Source organism: Muricoccus radiodurans, assembly GCF_050154705.1.
Lineage (GTDB): Bacteria > Pseudomonadota > Alphaproteobacteria > Acetobacterales > Acetobacteraceae > Roseomonas > Roseomonas radiodurans.
In genome coordinates this window covers 4,610,616-4,632,434 of the sequence record NZ_CP189561.1, presented here as the reverse complement: position 1 = coordinate 4,632,434, position 21,819 = coordinate 4,610,616, and the positions used below count along the sequence as shown (strand labels likewise).

26 protein-coding genes are annotated in these 21,819 nt (G+C 73.2%); 11 read left to right on the top strand and 15 right to left on the bottom strand.

Annotated elements, in window-relative coordinates:
- Positions 1 to 4 precede the first annotated feature (4 nt).
- Positions 5 to 1,165, bottom strand: a complete 1,161-nt coding sequence (locus ACP6CK_RS21735; protein WP_426955401.1) for an ABC transporter substrate-binding protein — start codon at positions 1,163 to 1,165, stop codon at positions 5 to 7.
- 71 nt (positions 1,166 to 1,236) lie between these two features.
- Between ACP6CK_RS21735 and ACP6CK_RS21730 the strand changes: the two genes are divergently transcribed.
- Entirely contained in the window at positions 1,237 to 2,925 is a 1,689-nt protein-coding gene (locus tag ACP6CK_RS21730; protein ID WP_426955400.1) for a thiamine pyrophosphate-requiring protein, read from the top strand.
- 74 nt (positions 2,926 to 2,999) lie between these two features.
- Here ACP6CK_RS21730 and ACP6CK_RS21725 read toward each other — a convergent pair whose 3' ends face one another.
- The gene (locus ACP6CK_RS21725) at positions 3,000 to 3,707 is read right to left on the bottom strand and encodes an isochorismatase family protein (RefSeq protein ID WP_426955399.1); all 708 of its coding nucleotides are present in this window, start codon (positions 3,705 to 3,707) and stop codon (positions 3,000 to 3,002) included.
- 65 nt (positions 3,708 to 3,772) lie between these two features.
- Here ACP6CK_RS21725 and ACP6CK_RS21720 point away from each other — a divergent pair, with 65 nt between their 5' ends.
- Positions 3,773 to 4,708, top strand: coding sequence for an amidohydrolase family protein (locus ACP6CK_RS21720; protein ID WP_426955398.1), 936 nt, complete (start codon positions 3,773 to 3,775; stop codon positions 4,706 to 4,708).
- Between the two features lie 10 nt (positions 4,709 to 4,718).
- Here the strand turns inward: ACP6CK_RS21720 and ACP6CK_RS21715 are convergent, their stop codons facing one another.
- Positions 4,719 to 4,964, bottom strand: coding sequence for a hypothetical protein (locus tag ACP6CK_RS21715; RefSeq protein WP_426955397.1), 246 nt, complete (start codon positions 4,962 to 4,964; stop codon positions 4,719 to 4,721).
- A gap of 279 nt (positions 4,965 to 5,243) precedes the next feature.
- Positions 5,244 to 6,047, bottom strand: a complete 804-nt coding sequence (locus ACP6CK_RS21710; protein ID WP_426955396.1) for an EcsC family protein — start codon at positions 6,045 to 6,047, stop codon at positions 5,244 to 5,246.
- Between the two features lie 135 nt (positions 6,048 to 6,182).
- Here ACP6CK_RS21710 and ACP6CK_RS21705 point away from each other — a divergent pair, with 135 nt between their 5' ends.
- On the top strand, positions 6,183 to 6,659 hold the full coding sequence (locus tag ACP6CK_RS21705) for a hypothetical protein (RefSeq protein ID WP_426955395.1): 477 nt from the start codon (positions 6,183 to 6,185) through the stop codon (positions 6,657 to 6,659).
- A gap of 131 nt (positions 6,660 to 6,790) precedes the next feature.
- Here ACP6CK_RS21705 and ACP6CK_RS21700 read toward each other — a convergent pair whose 3' ends face one another.
- Positions 6,791 to 7,093 (bottom strand): hypothetical protein, encoded by a 303-nt coding sequence (locus tag ACP6CK_RS21700; protein ID WP_426955394.1) that lies wholly within the window; start codon positions 7,091 to 7,093, stop codon positions 6,791 to 6,793.
- Positions 7,090 to 7,767 carry an AzlC family ABC transporter permease gene (locus tag ACP6CK_RS21695; protein WP_426955393.1) on the bottom strand — a complete coding sequence of 226 codons (678 nt, stop codon included), beginning with the start codon at positions 7,765 to 7,767 and terminating at the stop codon, positions 7,090 to 7,092. Before ACP6CK_RS21695 ends, ACP6CK_RS21700 begins: the two co-directional genes overlap by 4 nt.
- Before the next feature lie 205 nt (positions 7,768 to 7,972).
- On the opposite strand from ACP6CK_RS21695, the gene ACP6CK_RS21690 reads away from it, so the two are divergent.
- The 7 genes from ACP6CK_RS21690 (at position 7,973) to ACP6CK_RS21660 (ending at position 12,083) form a co-directional block, all read left to right on the top strand.
- Complete coding sequence (locus ACP6CK_RS21690; protein WP_426955392.1) at positions 7,973 to 8,626, top strand: HdeD family acid-resistance protein; 654 nt, start codon at positions 7,973 to 7,975, stop codon at positions 8,624 to 8,626.
- A gap of 71 nt (positions 8,627 to 8,697) precedes the next feature.
- Positions 8,698 to 8,994, top strand: a complete 297-nt coding sequence (locus ACP6CK_RS21685; protein ID WP_426955391.1) for a hypothetical protein — start codon at positions 8,698 to 8,700, stop codon at positions 8,992 to 8,994.
- Between the two features lie 145 nt (positions 8,995 to 9,139).
- The gene (locus ACP6CK_RS21680) at positions 9,140 to 9,433 is read left to right on the top strand and encodes a YciI family protein (protein WP_426955390.1); all 294 of its coding nucleotides are present in this window, start codon (positions 9,140 to 9,142) and stop codon (positions 9,431 to 9,433) included.
- Complete coding sequence (locus ACP6CK_RS21675) at positions 9,430 to 9,840, top strand: EVE domain-containing protein (protein ID WP_426955389.1); 411 nt, start codon at positions 9,430 to 9,432, stop codon at positions 9,838 to 9,840. The genes ACP6CK_RS21680 and ACP6CK_RS21675 overlap by 4 nt, the downstream gene beginning before the upstream one ends.
- Positions 9,837 to 10,181, top strand: a complete 345-nt coding sequence (locus ACP6CK_RS21670; RefSeq protein WP_426955388.1) for a Rieske (2Fe-2S) protein — start codon at positions 9,837 to 9,839, stop codon at positions 10,179 to 10,181. The genes ACP6CK_RS21675 and ACP6CK_RS21670 overlap by 4 nt, the downstream gene beginning before the upstream one ends.
- Positions 10,182 to 10,344: 163 nt before the next feature.
- A complete protein-coding gene (locus ACP6CK_RS21665) occupies positions 10,345 to 11,133 on the top strand; it encodes a cyclase family protein (RefSeq protein ID WP_426955387.1) in 789 nt (262 codons plus the stop codon).
- Between the two features lie 5 nt (positions 11,134 to 11,138).
- The gene (locus tag ACP6CK_RS21660) at positions 11,139 to 12,083 is read left to right on the top strand and encodes a Bug family tripartite tricarboxylate transporter substrate binding protein (protein ID WP_426955386.1); all 945 of its coding nucleotides are present in this window, start codon (positions 11,139 to 11,141) and stop codon (positions 12,081 to 12,083) included.
- 187 nt (positions 12,084 to 12,270) lie between these two features.
- Here ACP6CK_RS21660 and ACP6CK_RS21655 read toward each other — a convergent pair whose 3' ends face one another.
- The 9 genes from ACP6CK_RS21655 to ACP6CK_RS21615 are packed head-to-tail and all read right to left on the bottom strand — an operon-like array spanning position 12,271 to position 20,880.
- The gene (locus ACP6CK_RS21655; RefSeq protein WP_426955385.1) at positions 12,271 to 13,062 is read right to left on the bottom strand and encodes an ABC transporter permease; all 792 of its coding nucleotides are present in this window, start codon (positions 13,060 to 13,062) and stop codon (positions 12,271 to 12,273) included.
- Entirely contained in the window at positions 13,062 to 14,009 is a 948-nt protein-coding gene (locus ACP6CK_RS21650) for an ABC transporter permease (protein ID WP_426955384.1), read from the bottom strand. Before ACP6CK_RS21650 ends, ACP6CK_RS21655 begins: the two co-directional genes overlap by 1 nt.
- Before the next feature lie 10 nt (positions 14,010 to 14,019).
- Positions 14,020 to 15,609 carry an ABC transporter substrate-binding protein gene (locus ACP6CK_RS21645; RefSeq protein ID WP_426955383.1) on the bottom strand — a complete coding sequence of 530 codons (1,590 nt, stop codon included), beginning with the start codon at positions 15,607 to 15,609 and terminating at the stop codon, positions 14,020 to 14,022.
- 45 nt (positions 15,610 to 15,654) lie between these two features.
- Positions 15,655 to 16,125, bottom strand: coding sequence for a RidA family protein (locus ACP6CK_RS21640; protein WP_426955382.1), 471 nt, complete (start codon positions 16,123 to 16,125; stop codon positions 15,655 to 15,657).
- Positions 16,122 to 17,057: an NAD-dependent epimerase/dehydratase family protein gene (locus ACP6CK_RS21635; protein WP_426955381.1), complete on the bottom strand. Its 936-nt coding sequence runs from the start codon at positions 17,055 to 17,057 to the stop codon at positions 16,122 to 16,124. The genes ACP6CK_RS21640 and ACP6CK_RS21635 overlap by 4 nt, the downstream gene beginning before the upstream one ends.
- Positions 17,054 to 18,073: an ABC transporter ATP-binding protein gene (locus tag ACP6CK_RS21630; RefSeq protein WP_426955380.1), complete on the bottom strand. Its 1,020-nt coding sequence runs from the start codon at positions 18,071 to 18,073 to the stop codon at positions 17,054 to 17,056. Before ACP6CK_RS21630 ends, ACP6CK_RS21635 begins: the two co-directional genes overlap by 4 nt.
- The gene (locus ACP6CK_RS21625) at positions 18,070 to 19,062 is read right to left on the bottom strand and encodes an ABC transporter ATP-binding protein (RefSeq protein WP_426955379.1); all 993 of its coding nucleotides are present in this window, start codon (positions 19,060 to 19,062) and stop codon (positions 18,070 to 18,072) included. Before ACP6CK_RS21625 ends, ACP6CK_RS21630 begins: the two co-directional genes overlap by 4 nt.
- Before the next feature lie 10 nt (positions 19,063 to 19,072).
- On the bottom strand, positions 19,073 to 20,227 hold the full coding sequence (locus ACP6CK_RS21620; RefSeq protein WP_426955378.1) for a mandelate racemase/muconate lactonizing enzyme family protein: 1,155 nt from the start codon (positions 20,225 to 20,227) through the stop codon (positions 19,073 to 19,075).
- Positions 20,224 to 20,880: a GntR family transcriptional regulator gene (locus ACP6CK_RS21615; protein WP_426955377.1), complete on the bottom strand. Its 657-nt coding sequence runs from the start codon at positions 20,878 to 20,880 to the stop codon at positions 20,224 to 20,226. Before ACP6CK_RS21615 ends, ACP6CK_RS21620 begins: the two co-directional genes overlap by 4 nt.
- A 60-nt stretch (positions 20,881 to 20,940) precedes the next feature.
- On the opposite strand from ACP6CK_RS21615, the gene ACP6CK_RS21610 reads away from it, so the two are divergent.
- On the top strand, positions 20,941 to 21,816 hold the full coding sequence (locus ACP6CK_RS21610; RefSeq protein WP_426955376.1) for an alpha/beta hydrolase: 876 nt from the start codon (positions 20,941 to 20,943) through the stop codon (positions 21,814 to 21,816).
- The last annotated feature ends 3 nt before the right edge of the window (positions 21,817 to 21,819 follow it).

The following is a 21,819-nucleotide window of genomic DNA, read 5'->3' as shown; positions in this document are numbered from 1 at the left end:
CTCCTCAGCCCGTGCCGCAGGCCCCGCGCATGTCCGGCGGGAAGAGGATGCTGCGCCGCCCGTCCGGGCACCAGGCCGTGACATAGACCGGCGGGCTGGCCTGCCCCTCCGCATCGAAGCGGATGCGGCCCGTCACGCCCTCGTGGTCCGTACGCGCCAGCGCGTCGCGGATGCGGCGCCCGTCGGTGGCGCTCCCCGCCGCCCGGATCGCCGCGAAGGCGACCATCAGCCCGTCATAGGACTGTGCGGCGAAGCCGTGCGCCTCCTCCCCGAAACGGGCCTTGTAGCGGTCGGAGAAGGCGCGGATGCGCGGCACGTCGGCGTTCGGTGGGAAGGCGTTGTACTGCACCATCCCATTCAGCCGCGCCGCGTCCACCCGTTGCAGGAAGCGGTCCGACCCCATGGCCAGCGTGCCGATCAGCTGCACCGGCAGCCCCGCCGCCCGGATCTGCGAGATGGCGAGGCTGCCCGGCTCCTCGTCCATGAACAGCATCACCGCGCGCGCGCCGGCGTTCCGGATGTTCGTGATGTGGGCGGAGAAATCCACCTCGCCCACGTTGAAGTAGCCGGTATAGGCGATCGGCCAGTCGCGCGGCAGCGCCGCGCGCATCCCCGCCACGCCGCCGCGCCCGGCATCGTTGTTCCAGGCGATGAAGGCGATCGGCTTCCAGTCCTGGGACGCCACGAAATCCGCCAGCGCCTGCCCCAGCATGTCGTTGTGCGCGTTCACCCGGAACAGAAAGCGGTTGCGCGTCTTCGTCAGCCCCGGCCCGGTGGGCACGGTCATGACGAAGGGAACGTCGTTCTCCTCGGCGATGGGCGCCACCGCCGGCACCACGCCGGAAGACAGCTCCCCCAGGACCACCGGCACCCGGTCCACCGACACCAGGCGCTGCATGGCGGAAGCGCCCTCCGCCGGATTGCCGCGCGTGTCCTGCACCCGTAGCTCCACCCGCAGCTTGCGGCCGCCCACCTCCACGCCGCCGGACTCGTTCACCTCGTCCGCCGCCAGGTTGAAGCCGTTCATCTGGAAGCGGCCCGGTGCCGCCAGCGGGCCGGACTGCGCCGTCAGGATGCCGATGCGCACCGTGCCCGCGCCCTGGGCGAGAGCGGCCGCCGGGATGACGCCCGCCGTCGCCAGCAGGGTCCTGCGCCGTATCGTCATGCACCGCTCCGCTGGCACCGCAACGCGGCCGACCGTAAGGTCGCCCCGCTGGATGGGCAAGGAGACGCGGCTTGGGTGATGCGACGCGCAGCGCGGCGCAGGCGCTGCTGGAGGCCCTTGCCGCACGCGGCGTGGATGCGCTCTTCGCCAATCCCGGCACCGACTTCCCCTCGATCATCGAGGCCTATGCGCGCCCCGGCGCCGCGCCCCTGCCGCGCGCCGTCCTCTGCACGCATGAGGGCGTGGCGGTCGGCATGGCGCATGGCCACGCGATGGTGTCGGACCGCGCGCAGGCCGTCATGGTGCACGTCAACGTCGGCGCCGCGAACGCGCTCGGCGGGCTGTTCAACGCGGCGCGGGAATTCGTGCCGATGCTCTTCATGGCCGGCCGCACCCCGGTGACGGAATCCGGCGAGGCGGGCGCCCGCACCCTCAACATCCACTGGGCGCAGGAGATGTTCGACCAGGCCGGCATGCTGCGGGAGGCGGTGAAGTGGGACTACGAGCTGCGCCGCCCCGGCCAGGCCGAGGCCATCGCCGCCCGCGCCCTCTCCGTCGCCCGCGCCGACCCACAGGGTCCCGTCGCCCTCCTCCTGCCGCGCGAGACCCTGGCCGCCGAGGCCCCGCCCGCGCCGATGGACGAGCCGCCCGCCGTTGCCCCCGCCGCCCTCGACCCCGGCACCGCTGCCCGCATCGCCGAGGCGCTCGCCGGTGCGGAGCGGCCGATGATCGTCACCGCCTCCGCCGGCCGCGATCCCGCCGTGCCCGCGATGCTGGCCGATCTCGCCGCCCGCTTCGGCCTGCGCGTGGTGGAGTTCCGCCCCCGCTACCACGCGCTGGACAACGACCACCCGATGCACGGCGGCTTCGAGGTGGACCCTTGGCTGCCTGAGGCCGACGTCATCCTCGTCCTCGAATGCGACGTCCCCTGGATCCCCGCGATCCGGTCGCCGCGGCCCGGTGCCCGCGTTTTCCACCTCGGCCCCGACCCGCTCTTTGGCCGCTACCCCGTGCGCGGCTTCGGCGGAGAAGCCGCCGCCGCCGTCAGCGCTGCCCAGGCCATCCCGGCCCTGTCAGCCGCCCTGTCCGAGGCCGCGCGCGGCGGGGAAGGCCGCATCGCCGCCCGCGCCACCGCCATGGCCGCCGCGCACCGCGACCTCCGCGCCCGCTCCCTCCCGCCCGAGCCCGCGCCGGACGCCCTGCTTACCCAGGCCCAGGCCAGCACGATCCTCGGCCGCGTCCTCGGCGGCCCGGGGCCGGACGTCATGATGGTGAACGAATACCCGCTGGTGCGCGGCGCCATGTCCTTCCGCCACCCCGCGACCTTCTTCGGCTCCTCCCCGGTCGGCGCCCTCGGCTGGGGCGTGCCGGCCGCCATGGGTGCCAAGATGGCCGCCCCGGACCGCCTCGCCGTCGCCGCCGTGGGCGACGGCTCCTACGTCTTCGCCAACCCCGTCGCCTGCCACCAGACCGCCGCTGCCGAGAACCTGCCCTTCCTCACGGTCGTCTTCGACAACGCCGGCTACGGCGCCGTGCGCCGCGCCACCGCCTCCATCTACCCGCAGGGCGCGGCCATGGCGGCCGGGCGCATCCCCCTGGCCGACTTCGCCGCCGTGCCGGACCACGCCGCCATCATCCGCGCCTGCGGCGGCCAGGGCTGGCGCGTGGACCGCGCGGGCGACCTCGCCCCGGCCCTGGAAGCCGCCGTGAGGGCGGTGCGCGGGGGCGTGCAGGCGCTCGTGTCGGTGCGCGTGGCCTGACGCCCGCAGGGGCGCCGCCTCCCCTGCACCCCTCCGCCGGGGGGGGCGGACGCGCGCCCCCCGGACCCCGCGGTCTATTCGCCCGGCGCGTCACCAGCCAAGGCGTCGACCGCCTCCGCCGCCGTGAGCACGTCGCCGAAGAACTCGGCAAAGGTCGTCAGCGCGGCCAGATGCGCCCCGCGGTCGCGCGCCGCGCAGGCATCGGCCAGCATCACCGTGTCGTAGCCGTGCTGCATGGCGTCGCGCGCCGTGCTCTCGCAGCAGACATTCGTGATGGTGCCTGCCACCAGCACCGTGCGCACGGCCCGCCCCGCCAGCCATTCCGGCAGGGAAGAGGCCCCGGGTGCGAAAGCGGAATACCGGTTCTTCGGGAAGACGAAGTCCTCCGGCGCCACCTCCAGCCCCGGGTCCAGCGCGTGCTCCGGCGCCCCCTCCCGCAACGCGCCGAGGATGCGCCCCGCCAGATCGGGCGCCACCATCCGCCCGTAGAAGCCCGGCCACCCGCCATGCTCCGACCCATCGAAGGTCGCGCGGGAAAACGCCACCCGTCCCCCCGCCGCCCGCAGCGCCCGCGCCACCGCATTGATCGCCGGAATGACGGAGGTCGCCTCCCCCGTCCCGGACGGCGCGCCGGCACCGGTGAACGCCAGCTGCATGTCAACGACGACCAGCGCCGTGCCCGCCCCGTCCAGCGCCCGCGTCAGGTGGAAGCGCCCGGCACGGCGGGCCCGGATGCGCGCGACGACCGCCGGATCGAACAACTCCACGGACCGCACCGCCATCACCCCTCCTGTCTGCCGCACCGCCCGCGGCTACACTCGCCCGTCACGCGAACAGGGAAAAGCGGATGGCGGGCGATTGGGACATCCTGGCGGTGGATACGGTGGTCAACCCGCTGACGCCGGAGATCGCCGCCTCGCGCCCATCCTGGAGCGGCGACTTCCACACCGGCACCTTTCGCCAGGAAGGCCGCGTGCGCGGCGGCTACACGCGGGAGGAGATGCTCGCGATGATGGACGAGGCCGGGGTCGGCCAGGCCCTGCTCGTCGCCGCCTGCATCGGCCAGCTCGGCCTGCAGGGCTCCTGGCATCTCGACCCCAGGATCGTCGCCGACCTCGTGCAATGGCGTCCCGAGCGTTTCGCCGGCGTGGCCGGGCTGGACCCCACCCAGGGCATGACGGGCGTCCGGGCGCTACGCCGCGCGGTTCGCGAATACGGCTTCGTCGGCGCGCACGGCTACCCGCACTGGTTCGAGCTGCCGCCGGACCACGCGCGCTGGTATCCCCTCTACGCCGAGTGCTGCGAGCTGGACGTGCCCGTGCAGCTCCAGGTCGGGCAATCCCTCGTCTATGACCCGAAGCGCCCGCTGCGCTCCGTCGGCCGCCCCATTGCGCTGGACGGCGTGGCCTGCGACTTCCCGGAGCTGAAGCTGATCGGCATCCACATCGGCATCCCCTGGCACGAGGAGATGATCGCGATGGCCTGGAAGCACCGGAACGTCTTCATCGTGGCCGATGCCCACGCGCCGAAGCACTGGCCCGAGAGCTTCGTCCGCTACATCGACAGCTACGGCCAGGACAAGGTGATGTTCGGCACCGACTTCCCCGTGCTCGGCTTCCGCCGCATGCGGGAGGAGGTGGAGGCGCTGAAGCTGCGCCCCGGCCCGCGCCGCAAGTTCCTGCGTGACAACGCCCTGCGGGTCTACCGCCTGTCGGGCGGGGAAGCCCCCGCGCTGCCAACCGGCAGCGAAGCGCCGCCCTCCGTCCCGCCGGCGCGCGCGTGACGCCGGCCCGCTACGAGGGCCGGCGGACGACCGCCGCACCGTTCGGGCCGAGGCAGCCCGCGCGGTAGGGCCCGCTCGCGCAGTTCACGGCGCGGCGGGCCGGCGGTGCCGCCGGCCTGCGCACGACGGCCGCCCCATTGGGCCCCGCGCAGCCGGCGCGATAGACGCCGCGCGCGCAGGTCACCGCCTCGGCGTCCGGCACCGCCCCCAGGCTCCCCAACAGCAGGGTCGCCGTCACCAGCACGGCTCGCTTCATCGTTGCCCCCAGACGAATCGTCTCGCGACTGAGGGTTAATGGCCTCCCGATCGCGTGAGCAATCGGCTCCCGGAACGGCACACCAACGGAAGATCGCCAAGCCGAGCGCCAGGGTGCCTCAACGGCGCACTCATTCTGAGATCGGCCGGGACGGCCCGCCGCGACGCACATCCTGCCGCAGAGCCGACACGGCAAATCTCCCGCACCGGGAGTCCGCCTCCGCAGCAGCCTCGACCCGCGGTCAGACGGCGGCGTCGCGTCCGCCCGCCCCCCCGGTAATCACGCCGTGCTCCCGTCCCGCAGGGCGTCATAGGCCGACCGGACCCGCTCCGGCCCGTAGATGCGCTCCAGCCGCCGCACGCCGAAATGCGCCTTCGCCACGCCCCGGAAATGCTCGAGGAAGGCGAGGTTGATCGCCGCCCCCGCCGCCGCGCCGACGATCGGGATCGCCCCGGCCGAGAGCTTCAGCCCCACGCTGCCCGTGAACCGCGCCGCGATCGCGCCCAGGAAGCCGGGCAGCAGGGAGGAGGTGAGGCTCGTCGCCGCGTTGGGCAGAAGCTGCGCCAGCGCGAGGCGCGCGGCGAAGTAGCCGGTCTCCGTCACGTCGTCCTCGGCCGTGTTGGGACTGCCGATGGCGAAGACGGCCATGCACTCGGCCGCCGTGGCGGGAACCTTCGGGTCCTCCCCGGCCGCCGCGGCCTCGGCCGCGATCTGGCGCAGCAGGATGGTGGTGGAGAGCGGCAGTTCCGCCAGCGTCCCGATCAGCCCGAGCGCCCCGCCGGCGGCACCGCTGGCCATGGCCACGCCCCGGTGGAACCAGGCCACGTCCACGCCGAAGGGCGCGCGGCGCGGCTCGGTGCCCACCGCCGTCTGCCACGCCTTCTCCAGGGCGCGGCGGACCGCGACGTCCACGTTGTCGCGCACCGATTCCGGCAGGCGGGCCTTCAGCGCCTCGATCGGGGTGCCAGCGATGGCAGCCACCCGGGCCGCGAAGGAGGGACCCTCCAGCGTCGCCACCGCCTTGGCGAGCTCGGTCTGGGCGTCCTCGGGCAGGGTCAGCAGGGCAGGCAGGGTCTGGCTCATGGCTCTGAAAATGGCGCTGAAGCCACGGGGTTGCATCCTCGCCACACGGGACGGGTCTCCGGTGGATGGACGGCCGGGGGCGGAATGGTGCAATGCGGCGCCACAGCTCCTGCTCACGGCCCTGGGGGACTCGGCTTGGAACTCTTCAGTGGCGTCATGGCCTGGCTCGGCTCGATCCCGTGGCAGTCCATCCTCACCACCGCGATCACCTGGGCGGTCATCATCGGCGTCGCGCTGGTGGTCATCATCCTGCTGAAGCGCTTCGTGGAGCGGTCCCTCCGCAACGCCTCCGTCGCCGCCGTCCGCGGGGAGCACACGGGCTTCGAGGACCGGCTGGACGGCCGCACCACCACCCTTCTCTTCGACCCGATCGGGGAGATGGTCGGCATCGCCTCCATCCGCATCCGCAAGGTCCTGCCCTTCTCCGTCATCCGGAAATGGCGGGTGGAGCCGGTCTATGCCGGGGGCAACGGCAAGCACACGGATTGGAACTTCATCATCGAGACGGGCGACTGGCGGGAGCCGATCTGGACCATCCCGCTCCACTGCGGCCCGACCAATACCCTGCCGAACCTCTGGATGGCGAAGTTCTCCGCGCACCTGAACGGATAGCGCCGTCGGCGCCCGTGCCGAGCCTTTCCTGAACAGATCGCGGGGTCCGGGGCCACGCCTGGCCCCCGGCGGAGGGTCCGGGAGGCGGAGCCTCCCGCTGCCCCCAGCAGATCGCATGGCCGGCGCCGCCCTCACCGCAACAACGCCGCCACCGCCAGTCCTGCCGCCAGCGCCGGCAGCAGCCGCCGCCCGGCCGCCGCGAACACCCCCACCGCCACGGCCAGCGCCGCCAGCCGCGCCGTCACGGACCACGGACCGCCGGGCGTCACCATCGCCAGCACGACCCAGGCGGCCAGCGCCGCCTCGCTCACCGCCGCCGCCCAGGCGATGGCCGGATGCCGCGCGTCCAGCCGCCACGCCAGGGCCAGCCCCACCCCGCGCAGCAGCGCCATGGCGGCGGCCGTGACCAGCAGGGGCCACCACGCCTCGCTCATCCGCGCCGCCGCAGCAGGAAGGCGGCCGTCCCGCCGACCAGCGCCGCCCCCAGCAGCCCCCAGGCCGGCGGCACCCCGGCCGGCAGCAGCAGCGCCAGCGGCGCCGCCAGCGCCCCGCCCAGCGCCGGGCGCCACGGCCCGCCCCGCGCCGCCCCCGCCGCGATCAGCAGGGCGAAGTAGAGCGGGTTCACCAGCAGCAGGATCGCCAGCACCGGCGCCGGGATGAACCCGGCGATGCCATACCCCGCCGCCGTCACCGCCAGCCCCGTGGTCCAGGACACCAGCCCGAAGCCGACGAACCAGGCCGCCCGCCCCGTCTCCGGCAGGTCCGGCAGGCGGCGCATCGCCGCGGCCCAGGGCGTGATCGCGATGAAGGGCAGCACCAGCGGCGCCAGCCGCCCCCGCACCAGGGGCGCCAGCGCCGCGGCCATGGGCAGGAAGCGGGCATTCGCCACCACCGCCCCCATCACCGCCGCGGCCCCCGCCCCCGGCGCGGCGCCCAGCAGCACCATCTGCCCCGCCATCCCGTAAACAGCACCGGAGGACACCAGCCCCCAGGCCAGCCCGAACCCCGCCGCCCGCACCGCCGCCCCGAAGGCGAGGAAGGTCGCGGCCATGGCAATGGTATGGGCGCCGAAGGCTTCGCGGACGCCGAGCCGGAAGGTGGGGGACATGCACAGCAGTGGGGCTCAGGGGTCCGGCCGCCGCAACCCTGCCACCGCTCGGCTGCGGATCCTGGCCCAGCGTGCGGGCGCCCGCGCCGGATCGGAAGCGAACGCGATCCGGCGGCCATACCGCGGCCCCGCAGGACCGGCGGGGCCGCGCGCAACCTTCCGCCACCGCACTCGCTGCATGGGCGGTTAACGATCAGGCCCCGCCATGTCCGACGCCGTCCCGAGCCCCCTCCCGACCACCACCGCGGCCGCGGCGGCCGCCCCCGGCCCCGCCCTGCCCATGCCCGGCCGCTTCCGCGTGATGCGCGCCCTGGCCCGGAACTGGTGGCTCTTCCTGCTGCGCGGGGTCGTCTCGATCCTCTTCGGCGTGCTCGTCTTCGCCATGCCGGCGCTCGGGTTGGCCTTCATCCTCGGGATGCTCGCGGCCTGGTTCGCGCTGGATGGCGCCTTCACCCTCTGGCACGCGGTCACCGGCCGGCCGGTCGTGCCCGTCGCGGGACCTTCGGCTAGGCTGGGCACCGGCTGGATGTGGCTGGATGGGATCCTCTCGCTCCTCGCCGCGGCGGTCCTGCTGCTGGCCCCCGGCCTCTCGGCGATCTCCCTCGTCCTGATCGTCGCGGCCTGGATGGTGGTCAGCGGCGTCTTCCGCCTCCTCCTCGCCTTCCGGACGGGCAGCGTGCTGCTCGGCCTGCTCGGGGCCCTCGGCGTCCTCGTCGGCGCCTGGATGGCCATCAATCCCGGGGCCGGCCTGCTGGCGCTGATCTGGGTCGTGGCCTTTCAGTCCATCGCCGCCGGCGTGCTACTGATCGCCTTCTCCCTCCGCCTGCGGCACGTGAACAACGACCCGACGCCGGGGTGACGCCCCGGCGCGTCGCGTTTTCGTGAAAATGGTTCCTGCGTCCGGCGTTCCCCCCGCGCCGTAGCGCGGGGATGAGCGAACCACCCTCCGACGACTACAATCCCAAGGATTCGGAGCACGCCTTCCTCGAATGGATCGCGGCCGAGGTCCGGGCGAAGATGCTGCGAAGCCTCCCGCCCTCCGAGCGCGAGGAGGCGACCCGCCGCTTTCAGGCGGCCCTCGGCTACATCCTCTGCCACACGCCGCTGCCCGCGGGCGCGAGCGGCCTGAGCGCCGTGGCCGAGATCGCGGGACGTGCCCGCATCGCCGCCACCTTCGGCGCGATCCACGAGGAGGAACGGCCCGAGGACCCTCTCCCGCCCCTGTGATCGCGGGCGCGTTGCGCGGGCCGTAGGGTCGTCCCGGCCCTGCCCTGAGCGGCCAACCCTGATCGGCCCCGGCCCGCCGCCCATTGAAGCGGCCGCCCCGCCGGGCTTCCATGCGCGCATCCCCAGGGAGTCGCGCATCCCCGCCATGCTGTTTGCCATCGTCAGCCACGACAAGCCGGACGCCCTGGAGCGCCGGCTCGCCGCTCGGCCGAAGCACCTGGTCTGGCTGGAAGCCGCGGCGCCGAAGCTCGCCTATGTCGGCCCCTTCCTGGACGAGGAGGGGAAGCAGCGCGGCAGCCTCGTCGTCGTGGACCAGCCGGACCTCGACGCCGCCCGGAGCTTCGCCCGCCAGGACCCCTTCTGGGAGGCCGACGTCTTCGCCACCCAGACCGTCCACCCCTTCCGCGAGGTCTACCGGGACGGGGTGCGGGTGGGATGACCGCCTACTGGCTGGTGAAGAGCGAGCCCGACGCCTTCTCCTGGGACCAGCAGGTGACGGCGGGCGTCGAGCCCTGGACGGGCGTGCGCAGCGCCCAGGCCGCGAACAACCTGCGCGCCATGAAGAAGGGCGACCGCGCCTTCTTCTACCACTCCAACATCGGCAAGGAGATCGTCGGCGTCGTCGAGGTCTCGCGCGAGGCCTATACGGACCCGTCCGACGGCACGGGCAAGTGGGTCTGCGTGGACATGCGTACCGTCGGCCCCGTGCCGAAGCCCGTGACCCTCGCCGCCATGAAGGCCGACCCGAAGCTGGAGGGACTCCTGCTGATCAAGCAGTCCCGCCTCTCCGTCGTGCCGGTGTCGGAGGCCCACTGGAAGCACATCAGCCGCCTGGCCGGTCTGTGACAGACCGGACCCTCTGCCGGCTGGAGGACATCCCGGACGGCGAGGCACGGGGCTTTCCGCCCGCCCCCGGCGGCTTCACGGGCCTCGTCGCCGTGCGCCGGGGGGAGGCGGTGCATGTCTACGTCAACTCCTGCCCCCATATCGGCCTACCACTGGAACCCCTGCCGAACCGCTTCCTGGATGGCACGCGCCGCTTCCTCGTCTGCTCCGCGCACGGCGCCCGCTTCCGCGTGGAGGACGGCTTCTGCATCAACGGCCCCTGCGCCGGCGACAGCCTGGAGGCGGTGGAGGCGCGGATCGAGGACGGGGCGGTGCTGGTGCCGGAGGATGCGGGGCTGTAGCCCCGGGGAAGGCCTTGCCTTCCCCGGACCCCATCCACCAGGGGCGAACGCGCCCCTGGACCGCGTCCCATAGATCGCGGGTCCGGGGGGCAGCGCCTCCCGGCCCCAAGTCAAACAAGCCAAGATCAAGCCTGGTCAGGACGATCGGAGGAAACACAAGAGCATGGCACGCCGCATCATCGACATCTCGTCCACGCTGAAGGCGGGCATCGCCTCCGATCCCCCGCACATGCTGCCGAAGATCAACTATCGCAACCACCACGACACCGCCCCCGCCATGGCCGCGCTGATGGGCGTGCCCGTCTCCGACCTGCCGGAGGGCGAGTATGCCGCGGTGGAGGAGGTGACGATCTCCACCCACAACGGCACGCATCTCGACGCGCCCTACCACTACTTCTCCCGCATGGACGAGGCGCTGACGCCGGGCGGCCGTCCCTCCATCCGCATCGACGAGGTGCCGCTGGACTGGTGCTTCCAGCCCGGCGTGAAGCTCGACTTCCGCCACCTTCCGAGCGGCTACGTTGCCACGCCGGATGATGTGCAGCGCGAACTCGATCGCATCGGCCACACGCTGAAGCCGCTGGAGATCGTGGTGGTGAACACCGCCGCCGGCGCGCGCTACGGCCAGCCCGACTACCTCGACACCGGCTGCGGCATCGGCAAGGCCGCGACGCTCTGGATGCTGGGGCAGGGGGTGCGCCTCGTCGGCACTGATGCCTGGTCCTGGGACGCCCCCTTCTCCCACACCGCGCGCAAGGTGCGCGAGACCGGCGACGCCTCCCTCATCTGGGAAGGCCACCGCGCCGGCCGTGAGATCGGCTACTGCCACATGGAGAAGCTGAACAACCTAGAGGCCCTGCCCGCCGACGGCTTCACCGTCGCCTGCTTCCCCGTGAAGATCGAGCGCGCCTCCGCCGGCTGGACCCGCGCCGTCGCGATCATCGAGGAGTGACGGAGATGCGCCGCCTGATCCTCGCCGCCGCCCTCGCTGCCTCAACGGGTGCGGTGGCCCAGACCTTCCCCGACCGCCCGATGACGATCGTGCTGCCCTATTCCCCCGGCAGCGCCGCCGATTCCTACGGCCGTGCCATCGCCGAGCACTTCACCCGAATCCTCGGCCAGAACGTCGTCGTCACCAACCGGGACGGCGGGTCTGGCGTGGTGGGGATGCGCTTCGTGGCCACCTCCCCGCCCGATGGCCACACGCTCGGCCTGACGCCGATGACGGCGATCGTCGTGCAGCCCCACATGGTCCGCAACACCGGCACCTCGCCGGAGAACTTCGCCCCGGTCTGCGGCACGAACGAGAACGTGCTGGGCCTCGCCGTCCGCGCCGACAGCGCCATCCGTACCCTGCCGGACTTGGTGGCGGAGGGCCGTCGCCGCCCGCTCTCCTTCGGCAGCCCCGGACCGAACTCCCTGCCGCAGCTCGGCGTCTGGCGCGTCACCCGCGCCACGGGCGTGGAGTTCAACCACATCCCCTTCCGCGGCGACCCGCCGCACCTGAACGAGGTGCTCGGCGGCCGCCTCGACTTCTCCGCCACCGTCGTCGCCTCCGCCTCCGGCCTCATCGACGCCGGGCGGCTGCGGCTGATCGCCGTCTTCTCGGAAAGCCGCCATCCCGACTACCCCGATGTCCCCACGGCGCGGGAACAGGGCATCGACGCCCTCCAGCTCAGCCAGGTCGGGATCTACGCCCCCGCCAGCACGCCCGAGCCGGTGCTGGACCGCCTGGAAGCCGCCTGCCGCAGCGCGACGGAAGATCCTGCCTTCCGCCGCATCGCCGCCCAGGCGCGCGTGCCCGTGCGCTACCTTTCCCGCGCCGATTTCACGCGCATGGTGCGGGAGGAGTACGCGGCTTACGGTCCGATCCTGCGCGCGTTGGGCGTTCAGCCGGAGTAAGAAAGGCTGGGGGGAGTATTCCCCCAAACCCCCATCTATTTCTATCAGGCTGCCGCGGACCGCACGCCAGTCGTTCCGCGCATAGGTTGGACTGCTTCAGGAAATGGCGGCCCACTTCGTCAATGACCTGCGGCAGCCAGACAAGAATAGAAGGGGGTCCGGGGGGATACCTCCCCCCGGCCTTGCTTCACCGCTCCGCCTGAAGCGCCCGCCCCAGCAGCGACGCCGCCACCGCCGAGAGCAGCAGCGCCAACCCCGGGAAGATCGCCAGCCACGGCGCGACCGTCAGGTAGTTCCGGCTCTCCTGCAGGCTCGCACCCCAATCCGGCGTCGGCGGCGGCACGCCCAGGCCGAGGAACCCCAGCGCCGCCCCGATCTGCAGTGCCAGCGGGAACAGGATCACGCATTGCAGCACCACCGCCGGCGCCACGTTGCGCGCGACATGGCGCAGCAGCACCGCCGCCTCCCCGTGCCCCAGCGCGCGGGCGGCCTCCACATAGGCCCGCCCCGATTCCACCAACGCCGCCGCCCGCGCCACGCGGAAGAAGACCGGCGCGTAGATCACCGCCAGCGCAAGAATCAGGTTCCCCGCCCCGGCCCCCAGCGTACTGGCCAGCACCACACCGAGGATGATCGGCGGGAAGGCGAGCAGCGCGTCCGCCCCGCGCGACAGCGCCAGATCCGCCCACCGCCCGGCGAAGCCGGCCAAGGCGCCCAGGCTTCCGCCCACCAGCCCCGCCAGCGCGATCGCCGCCGCCACGATGCCGAGCGTCGTCCCCGCCCCGTGCACGACGCGGGCATAGACGTCGCGCCCCGTCTCATCCGTCCCGAACGGGAACTGCGCGGAGGGCGGCTCCAGCCGCCGCGTCACCGCCACCGCGTCCGGCGGCCCGGCGAAGAGGCTCGGCGCCAGGCTGATCGCCAGCAGCACGAGAATCAGCGCGCCGCCGAGAACCAGCGCCACCCGCCCGCGCCGCATCACGCCCCCCGCACCCGCGGGTCGATCAGCGCGTAGGCGAGGTCGATCACCAGGTTCACCAGCAGCGCCACCACCACCGATAGCAGCAGCGCCCCTTGCAGCACCGGGTAGTCCCGCCCCTGGATCGCCGCCAGCAGCGTCCGCCCGAGGCCGGGGATGGCGAAGAGCGTCTCCACCACCACCACGCCGCCGAGGATCTGCACGAGGATCAGCCCGGCATAGGTCACCAGCGGGATCGCGATGTTCCGCAGCACGTGGCGCCCGAAGATCACCCGCGCGGGCAACCCCCGCGCCGTCGCCGCGCGCACGAAATCCTGCCGCAGCAGCGCCGCCGTCTGCTGCCGCGTGAACTGCGCATAGGCCCCGGCCTGCAACAGCCCCAGCGCCAGCACCGGCAGCAGGATGCTCTCCAGGTTGTCCGCCACCGACACGTCCGGGGAGGCGTAGACCAGCGGCGGCGCCCAGCCGAGCCAGGCATCGGACAGGATCAGCAGCACCATCCCCGTCCAGAACACCGGCGCGGAGAGGCTGAGCAGCGTGAACCCCTCCACCACCGCGTCCACCACGCCCCCGGGCCGCGCCCCCGCCGCCAGCCCCAGCGGCACGCCCACCAGGATGGCGACGGTGAGCGTCACCAGCCCGATCTCCAGCGTGACCAGGAAGGCGTCCGCGATGATCCCCGCCACCGGCAGCCCCTGCCGCATGGAGGTGCCGAGATCGCCCCGCAGCGCATCCCCCGCCCAGCGCAGGTATTGCTGCCACAGCGGCTGGTCGAGCCCGAAGAAGGCGCGCAGCGCCGCCTCCGTCGCCGGGTCGCCGGCGCTCTGGCCCAGCATCTCCCCGATGATGTCGCCGGGCACGGCGCGGATCAGCAGGAAGACCGCGCCCGTCGCCAGGATCGTGGTGACGAGCGCGGCCCCGAGCCGGCGGAGGACGGCCTCGATCATCGTCCCGCGATCAGGTCGCGATCCAGGCCTTGGCGAGGCCGAACCACCATCCCGTCGGGTGCTGCACGTAGTTCCGCACCCGCGCCTGCGACACGCTCACCAGATCGGGCGAGAAGAGCATGATGGTCGGCACCGTCCCATCCATCACCCGCTGCAGCCCGAGATACGCCTCCTTCCGCGCCGCCGTGTCGGCGGTGGCCATGCCCGCATCCATGAAGCGGTCGGCCTCCGCATTGTTCCAGTTGCGGAAGTCGGCGCCGCGCGGCGCGCTGTGGAAGTGCCGGTAGTACAGGATGTGCGGATCGGGCTGCGTGCCCCAGTCATTGAAGGTGAAGCGCATGTTCCGCGTGCGGAAGGCGTTCAGCCACACGCCCAGCTCCACCCGCTGGATGTTCAGCCGGATGCCCGCCTGTGCCAGCTGCTGCCCGATGGTCACCGCCGCCGGGTCCATCCACTCGAAGCCGATGATGCTGACGAGGTCCAGCGCGAAGCCGTCCCCCAGCCCGGCCTCCGTCAACAACGCCTTCGCCCGCGCCACGTCCGGCTTCTGGAAGGACAGGGAGTCGATCGGCGCGCCCCAGCTCTCCTGCATGGCCGCCGGCACGGTACCGAGCACCTGCCCCTTCCCGCCGATCGAGGCGTCCATCACCGCCTTCTTGTCGATCAGCAGCGCGATCGCCTGCCGCACCCGCACGTCCCGGAGCTGCGCGTGATTGCTGTCGAGGTCGAGAGAGCACTGGCGCAGCGACGCCGCGGAGGCGATGTTCAGTCCCGCCTGCCCCTGCAGCTGCTCCGCATCCTGCGGCCGCGCCAGCAGCGCGAGGTCCACCCGCCGGCTCCGCAACGCCACCAGCACGCTCGCCGCGTTCGGCTGCACGCTGAACAGCACGCCGTCCAGATAGGGCTGCCCCTGCCGCCAGTAGTTCGGGAACCGCGCCATGCGGATATGGCTCTGCGGCCGGAACTCCTGGAGCATGAAGGGCCCCGTCCCGACCGATTGCTGCGACAGCCGCGCGCGGGCCTGCGGGTTGGCGAAGGTGTCGCGCGGCACCACGCAGCCGAAGCGGTTTGTCAGCGTCATCGGCAGCGACGCGTTCGGCTCGGACAGCCGGATCACCACCGTGTGGTCGTCCGGCGTCTCGATCGCGCTGATCGCCCCGAAATCCGCCGCCCCCGGGCTGCCGTTGGACGCGTTGCGGACGTAGTCGTAGCTGTACTTCACGTCGGCCGAGGTCATCGTCGCCCCGGTGTGAAACCGCACCCCCCGCCGCAGCGCGAAGGTGTAGGTCAGCCCGTCCGGCGAGATCGTCATCGACTCCGCCAGCAGCGGCTTCGCCAGGCCGGAGGCGTGCTCATACATCAGCCCCTGGTACATCAGCACCGTCACGGCCGTTCGCGCATCCCCCGCCTGGTGGAAGGGATCGAGGTTCGGCGGTTCGTTCGCGATGGCGACGGTCAGCACCCCGCCCCGCCGCGCGCCCGCATCATCGGGACCGTAGAGGTCGTCCGGCGCCCCCTGCGCCCAGCCCGGCCCCGGAAGCCCGGCCCCCAGCAGCCCCGCCCCCGCGAGCAGCGCGGTGCGTCGGTCGATCATCGGCATGGCGATCCTTCCTTCAGCGTAGGAGGTGACGGCGTTCCCTGTTTCTCAGCCCGCGTCCCGCAGGGCGAAGACGAACTCGATCTCGACGGGCACGTTGCGCGGCAGCATGGCGACGCCGATCGCGCTGCGGGCGTGCCGCCCCGCTTCCCCGAACACCTGCCCCAGCAGGTTGGACGCGGCGTCGATCACCTTCGGCTGCTCGATGAACCCGTCGGCCGAGGCGACGAAGCCCGTCACCTTCACCACCCGCGACACCGCATCCAGCGACCCCGTGACGGAGCGCAGCGCCGCCAGCCCCTGCAGCGCGCAGAGCGTCGCCGCGCGCCGTCCCGCCTCCACGTCCACCTCGGCACCGAGCCGCCCGAGCACGGGCAGGTTCCCCTCCGCATCGCGCGGCAGCTGCCCGCTGATCCAGACGAGGCCGCGCTCCACCACGGCCGGCACGTAGTCGAACGCCGGCTTCGGCAGGGGCGGCAGGCTCAATCCCAGCGCCGCCAGTCTCTCCTCGTGCATCATGCCGTCTCCCTTGTCCCGATCTCGTGCAGCGTTTCCGACAGGATCGCGTCCAGCCCGCGCCGCGGCGTCCAGCCGAGCGCGCGCAACGCCGCGTCATCCACGAGCGGCAGGTCGGCGGGGCCGGGCGCCTCCGTCACCGCGATCCTCGCGCCCGGCACCATCGCCAGCAGCCGCGCCGCGATCTCCGCATAGGTGACGGTCAGCCCCGCCATGTTCAGCAGTCGCGGCACCTCGTCCCGCATCGCGAGGAGCAACAGCGCCTCCGCCGCATCGTCGCCGTGCACGATGTCGAAGGGCGCCGCCGGCACAGCCTCGTCCACGACGATCTCTTCCACCGCCGCCTGCAGCAACCGCGCGTAGAGCGTCGCCGCGCCCACGTACCAGCGCCCCGGTCCCAGCACGAGCGGCAGGCGCAGCGTCGTGACCCACAGGCCGAGCGCCTCCGCACCCCATTCCGCCGCGCTCTCGGCCATCCGCTTGGACAGCCCGTAGGCGCTGCGCGGCGCGGGCGCCGCCGCCTCATCCACCCGCGCCGCTCTGTAGAGACCGGGCGGCCCCAGAACCACGGTCGAGCCGCACTGCACGACGCGCCGCACGCCCGCCTCGGCGCAGGCCGCCAGCACCGCCGCGAAGCCACCCGCATTCACCGCCACCGCCCGCGCCGGATCGGCCCCGGCCGTGCGCGCCAGCCCGTCCCCGGTGGGGTTGTAGCCGGCGGCCCAGATCACCGCGTCCGGCCGGAACAGCCGCAGCGCGCCCCGCAGCCGCCCCGGTTCCTCCACCTCGCCGGAGAACCGCGCCACCCCATCGCCGGCAGGCACCTCCCCTGGTCCGAACGAGGCCGCGGCGATCCCTTGCGCCAGCGCCAGCCGCAGCACGCGGCTCCCCACGAAGCCGCGCCCGCCGATCACCAGGATGCGGCCCGCGCTCATGGCGGCGTCTCCTCGGCCAGCACGTCGTCCCGGATGCAGGCCACGCGACGGTCGCCGCCCCAGGGCCGAAGCGCCGGCACCCGCTCCGCGCAGGCCGGCAGCGCGAAGGGACAGCGCGTGCGGAACACGCAGCCGGAGGGCGGCGCCGCCGGGCTCGGGATCTCCCCGCGCAGGATGATGCGCGGCCCGCGCGCCTCCCCCGGCCGCCCCGGCGAGGCCGACAGCAACGCCCGCGTATAAGGGTGCCGCGCCGCCCGCAGCACAGACGCCGCCGGCCCCTCCTCCATGACGCGCCCGAGATAGAGCACCGCCACGCGGTCACACAGCGTCCGCACCGCGCCGAGGTCATGGGACACGAAGAGCAGCGCGAGCTGCCGCTCCCGCCGCAACTCCCGCAGCAGGTTCAGGATCTCCGCCCCGACCGAGACGTCCAGCGCCGAGACCGGCTCATCCGCCACGACGAAATCCGGGTCCACCGCCAGCGCCCGCGCGATGGCGACCCGTTGCCGCTGCCCGCCCGACAGCGCCGCCGGGCGCCGGTCATACAGCCCGGGCGAGAGCCCCACCCGCTCCAGCAGCGCCGCCGCCCGCGCCTTCGCGGCCCGGCGATCGGCCAGGCGGTGCAGCACCACGCCTTCCGCGATGGCGGCGCCGATCCCCATGCGCGGGTTCAGGCTGCCGAAGGGGTCCTGGAAGACCATCTGCATCCGCCGGCGCAGCGGCCGCAGCGCCGCGCGGTCCGCCGCCGTGATCTCCTGCCCGTCGAACACCACGCGCCCCGCCGTCGGCCGCGCCAGGCGCAGCAGCATCCGGCCGATGGTGGACTTGCCGCTGCCGCTCTCCCCCACCAGCCCCAGCGCCTCGCCGCGGCGGATAGCGATGTCCACGCCGGCCACCGCGCGCACGGGGCGGCGGCGCGGCGACAGCAGGCGCGGCCCGCCGAACTCCATCACCAGGCCCTGGCCTTCCACGATGGGGCCTTCGACGATGGGGTCCTGCACGACCGGCGCGCTCACGGCACGTCCGCCCAGCGAATGCAGCGGCTGCGGCGCCCCGGCGCCACGTCCAGCAGCGGGATCGGCCCGGCCCGGCACGCCTCCACCGCCAGGGCGCAGCGATCCGCGAAGCGGCAATGCGGCGGCGGTGCCAGCGGGTTCGGCATCAGCCCGGGAATGCCGCGCGGCGGCTCGCCCTCCAGCGAGGGGATGCAGTCGAGCAGCGCCCGCGTATAGGGATGGCGCGGCGCGGCCAGCACCTCGGCCGCCGCGCCCTCCTCCACCACCTGCCCGGCGTAGAGGACGAGGATGCGGTGCGCCAACCCCGCCACCAGCCCGAGGTCGTGGCTGACGAAGATCATCGCCATGCCCGCGCTCGCCTGCAGCTCCCGCAACAGGTCCACGATCTGCGCCTGGATCGTCACGTCGAGCGCGGTGGTCGGCTCATCCGCGATCAGCAGGCGCGGCTCCCCCGCCAGCGCCAGCGCGATCACCGCCCTCTGCCGCATCCCGCCGGAGAGCTGGTGCGGATACTCCCCCGCGCGCCGCACGGGATCGGGGATTCCCACCAGCCCCAGCAATTCCACGGCCTTTGCTGCTGCCTCGCGCGCCTTCAGCCCGCGCAGGTGCCGCAGCGTCTCCGCGATCTGGTCGCCGATGGTGAAAAGCGGATCGAGCGCGCTGCCCGGATCCTGGAAGACCACCGCGATCTCCCGCCCGCGCAGCTTCCGCAGCGCCTCCCCGCGCAGCGCCAGCAGATCGGAGGTCCCGCCCGACGCACCCTGCCAGCGCAGCGCGCCGCTCGTCCGCGCCGCCGCGTGCAGCCGCGCGATGGCCATGGCGGTGACCGACTTGCCACTGCCGCTCTCGCCCACCAGCGCGAGCGTCTCGCCCGCCGGCAGGTCGAAGGACACGTCCTCCACCGCCGTCACCCAGCCCGCGCCGCCGCCGAAGGCGACGGAGAGGCCTTCTGCCCGAAGCAGCGGCGCGGGGAGGGCGGAGGCGCTCACCGGCGTGGGGTCACCGCGGCCGGAACCGCTCGAGCGCGGCGCGGTCCACCTCCACGCCCAGCCCCGGCGCATCCGGCACCGCGATGTGACCGCCAACCGGCCGCAGCGGGTTCACCAGCAGGTCATCCTGCAATGGGTTCTCAGCGATGTCGTACTCGACCCAGGGCGGGTCCGCCTCGCTGTCCAGCACCGCCGGATAGGCGGGCTGCGCCGCGACCAGCTGCACCGCCGCCGCCAGCCCCAGCCCCGTGCCCCAGACATGCGGCGACAGACGTGCGTGGCGCAGCGTGCAGAGCTGCCCGATCAGCCGCCCCTGCGACAGCCCGCCGCAGAGCGCGAGGTCGGGCTGCGCGATGTCGATGGCACGCGGCGCCAGCAGCCGGTCGAAGGCGAAGGCGGTGTAGAGCGCCTCCCCCGTCGCGACCGGGATCTCCCGCCGCGGGAGCAGGGCGCGATAGCCCTCCTCGTCCAGCGGGGAGAGCGGCTCCTCGTACCAGTCGATGCCGAACCCGGCGATGGCGCGCATGCTCGCGAGCACCTGGTCGATCCCGTAATTGCCGTTCGCGTCCACCGCGATCCGCATCTCCGAGCCGAGCGCCTCCCGCGTCATGCGGACGCGCGCGACGTCGTCGGCGACGCCGCGGCCGATCTTGATCTTGCAGGCCGCGAAGTCGCGGAAGCGCGGCAACTGTACAGCCAGCCCCAGCGCCGGATCGGCGGTGAAATAGCCGCCGGAGCCATAGACCGGCACCCGGTCCCGCGCCCGCCCGCCGATCAGCGCGTGGGCGGGCAGCCCGCTTTCCTTCCCCAGCGCGTCGTGCACCGCCATGTCGAGCCCCGACAGCAGCGCCATCAACCCGTTCTGGGTCCCGAAGTGGTAGTTCCGCGCGAGGATGCGGTGAAACAGCGCGCCGTGGTCCACCAGCCGCGCGCCGTTCCAGTCCGCCGCCACGAAGTCGAGATAGGGCGCCACGAATCCCGGTGGCCCCCAGGCCTCCCCGAAGCCGGAGACGCCGCCCTTCGTCTCCACTTCCACGATCGTCGCGCCGCGTGCCGCGACCAGGCCGCGCGCCATGCCGTAGGCACCTGCCTCTCCCATCACGTGCAGCACGGGATGCAGGGTGATGCGCGCGATCCGCGCCGCACTGTCCGGCACGGCCGTCACGGCGCCAGCCGCTCCCGCGATTCTTCCAGGTGGTGCGCCATCGCCTTCTCCGCCCCCCGCGCATCGCCGCGCGCCAGCGCGTCGAGCACCGCCTCGTGCTCGCGCGCCGTGTCCTCCGCCCCCTGCTGGGACGCCATGTAGAGCCTGGACGCGTGGACCTGCGCGTTCAGCGCCGCCAGCGCCTGCCGCGCGGGCCGATTGCCCGAGGCCTCTGCGATCGTGTCGTGAAACGCCTCGTCCGCCGCCGCATGGGTGCGGTGGGTCTGCCAGGGGCCGCGCCGGACATGCGCGCCCATGTCGGACAGGCTGTCCCGCAGCCGCCCGATCGCCTCCGCCCCGATGCGGGAGGCCGCCAGCGCCGCCAGCCAGGGCTCCAGCCGCAGCCGCGTGTCGTAGAGGTCCCGCAGGAAGGCTCCGTCCGGCAGTGGCGCCACGGTGAAGCCGATGAAGGGCTCGTTCCGCACCAGCCCGCGCGCCTGCAACCCCGCCAGCGCCTCCCGCAGGGGCGTGGAGCTGACCTGCAGCTCCCGCGCCAGGGCGTCGATGTTCAGCCGGGCGCCGGGCGCCAGGACCTGATCCATGATCCGCTCCTGCAACCGGGCCCGGACCTGTTCGGCCAGCCCGATCCGGGTTACCGTTCGTGCATCCTGCATCGTGCATGATCCTAGGCAGGACGGTTCCGGGGCCGCAAGCCCCCTTGTGACGGAGGCCTGATGACTGACGCCCCTCTCTCCGCCGAGGAGCACGAGTTCCACTATAACCCGCAGCGTGCCTTTCCGGAGTTCGCGACCTACCGCCAGCGCCGCGCCCCCGCGAACGACGCCGCGCACGCGACGCTCCGCAAGCACGCCGACATCGCCTATGGCGACCATGCCAGGCACCGCCTGGACATCTACCCCGCCGCTCAGCCCGGCGCGCCGGTCCATGTCTTCTTCCACGGCGGCTACTGGCGTGCGAACGACAAGGAGAGCTTTGCCTTCATCGCGGACACCCTCGTCCGCCACGGCATCACCGCCGTGATCGCGAACTACGAGCTCTGCCCCGGCTCCACGCTCGACGGCACGGTGGATTCCGCGGTCGCCGCGGTGGAATGGGTCCTGCGCCACATCGCGGAGTACGGCGGCGATCCCGCGGCGGTCAGCCTCTCCGGCCATTCCGCCGGCGCGCATCTCTGCGCCGCGATCCTCGCCGCCGACTGGGCCGCCCGTGGGCTTTCCCCCGCCTTCCGCGGCGCCGTCATGATCAGCGGCGTCTACGACCCCACGCCGGCCATGGGCACGACCGTCAACACCGAACTCCGCCTGACGCCGGAGATCGCCTCACGCCAGGACTACGAGCGCCGTGCGCCGACCGCACTGTGCCCCGCGCATCTCTTCGCCGGCGGGCGGGAGCCCTGGCGCTGGATCGACCTGACCTTCCGCTACGCCCACCACCTGCGCCGCCACGGCGCGGACCCGGAGGTGCACGTCCTGCCGGGCTACAACCACTTCGACATCCTGGATCAGTACATGGACGCGGAGAGCTCCATCTTCCGAGCCGTGCTCAAGGCCGCAGCGGGCCAGACGATCATCCGTCCCGCGGCAGCCTGACTA